Origin of the sequence: Shigella sp. FC1967 (genome assembly GCF_001743005.1) — a bacterium.
Lineage (GTDB): Bacteria > Pseudomonadota > Gammaproteobacteria > Enterobacterales > Enterobacteriaceae > Proteus.
In genome coordinates this window covers 1-2,282 of sequence record NZ_MIIZ01000877.1, presented here as the reverse complement: position 1 = coordinate 2,282, position 2,282 = coordinate 1, and the positions used below count along the sequence as shown (strand labels likewise).

Here is a 2,282-nt window from a genome sequence, read left to right as displayed (position 1 = left end):
GGTAGATTTCAGCTCATTAATGATTTCTAATTTTGAATTGGCAAATGATGAGGCACTAAATGTCATAGCACTTGTAATTAGCAGAAACAGAAATATTTTGAAATTCATTCAAGAACCTATTTTTTTATTGTAAATCAATTAATTAATTAATGTATCATGATACAAAAACTGACATTATCAAGTGGTAATCATAATATAATTGTTAAGTGCGGATTTTCATGGTTCGCATTTTTTTTTTGGATTTTGGCCATTTTTGTTTAGAAAAATGTGGAAGGTCGGTTTTTTCTGGCTATTTTTTTGCATCTTTTGGACTGTTTTAAGCATCTGGGCCCATTCTGATGGATCGCAGTTTTTAATTTTAGTTTTATGGCTTGTTAGATTGGGGTATTCAATAATTCAAGGGTTCAGCATCAACGGATTGTATGTTGATAAGTTAACTAGCATAGGTTATGTAATAACTAAAAAAACATAAAATAATACCTAATGCCCCAATGTGGTACCAATTATAATGGAGCGAAGCGACATCGTCATCTTGTCTTTGCTTTTCTCCATGATTGGCTCTTGGGTCATGGTTTCTTAGCTTGTTCCTTTAGCGTGCTGGTTATCAACTATTTTTAGGATTTATGTCATATCCGCGCTATTATGCTCCCGTAATTTCATTTAAGTCCTTTGTCTTTAAATCACAGCAGCTTTTTTTTCCTGTCACCGTATGTTTGATCACACGATAGGAATATTTGTATTTTGTTGCGGAGAAAGTATGTCATTTAGTCGTCGCCAGTTTATTCAGGCTTCAGGCTTAGCGGTATGTCTGGGCTCTATATCTTCTTCTGTTCGTGCTGAATCAGTTAATGATAAACAATTACCTATACCGCCATTGTTGGAATCTCGTCGTGGTCAGCCACTGTTTTTGACATTGCAAAAAGTGCATTGGGCGTTTAATGGTACGCAAAAAGCGGAAGTTTGGGGGATCAATGGCTCAACGCCGGGACCGACAATTAGAGTCAAAAGTGGCGATGATATAAAACTTATTTATAGTAACCGTCTTAATGAAGCAGTATCAATGACGGTAAGCGGCTTATTAGTTCCTGGTACTCAAATCGGTGGTGCAGCAAGATTAATGTCACCCGGTGCTTATTGGTCACCTGTATTGCCTATTCGTCAGAAAGCAGCAACATGTTGGTATCACGCCAATACTCCCTTTAAAATGGCACCTCATGTCTATAATGGGCTAGTGGGAATGTGGATTGTGGAAGATGAAGAGAGCAAATCCCTACCGCTACCAAAACATTATGGAGTGAATGACTTTCCGCTTATTATTCAAGATAAGCGGATTGATAATTTTGGTACGCCACAATATGACAAAGAAGCTGCTAGTGATGGCTTCTATGGTGATACATTGCTGGTTAATGGGCGTGAAGATCCTTATATTGAAGTCTCTAGAGGTTGGATCCGCTTACGTTTAGTCAATGCATCTAATGCCCGTCGTTATGAACTAACCGCAAATGATGGTCGTTCACTTTACCTTATCGCTTCTGATCAGGGGTTATTAACATCCCCCGTAGAGCTGAAATCAATTCCAATGGCTCCAGGTGAGCGACGTGAAATATTGGTTGATATGTCTGAAGGTGGTGAAGTCACAATTACCGCTGGGCAAAGTGCGGGCTTTATGGATAGGCTCCGTGGTATTTTTGAACCTTCTGATTTGCTACGTAATACCAATATACTAACCATTAAACCAACGGGATTAATGTCATTAATAACTGACAAGGCACCGGCTCAATTAGCGGTAGATGATACACGAATTACCACGTCTATTCAGCCTAGAACTATTCAACTGCATAACAGCCCGCCAGGAATAAACAATGCTCGTTGGGAGCTTTCAAGAATTGATTTAGTCGGTAAGCAAAATGGGTGGGAACGTTGGCTTGTCACAGTATCAACACCACAACCATTTCATATTGAAGGCGCCCGTTTTAAAGTGATTAACCATAATGGTCAAAAACCAGAACCCGCAGATTTCGGTTGGAAAGATACTGTTTGGATTGAAAATCAAAGTGAATTACTGGTGGAATTAAAACAGCCTTCTTATTCGCATTTTCCTTTCCTGTATTATAGCCAATTATTAGAAAATGCAGATAAAGGAATGGTAGGACAAATGGAAGTCACGCCTTTGGGAATAAAAACTATGTAGTCACACTACATTAAAATAAAAACAGTATTTTTTAAAAATAAAAAATACTGTTTTTTTTTAATAATTAAAAATAATGTTGGATTAATATTTT

The 2,282-nt window shown here is 37.6% G+C and carries 1 protein-coding gene; it reads left to right on the top strand.

Annotated features, from left to right (window positions below):
- Positions 1 to 757 precede the first annotated feature (757 nt).
- Positions 758 to 2,191 carry a cell division protein FtsP gene (gene ftsP / locus BHE89_RS15110; protein WP_128860601.1) on the top strand — a complete coding sequence of 478 codons (1,434 nt, stop codon included), beginning with the start codon at positions 758 to 760 and terminating at the stop codon, positions 2,189 to 2,191.
- The last annotated feature ends 91 nt before the right edge of the window (positions 2,192 to 2,282 follow it).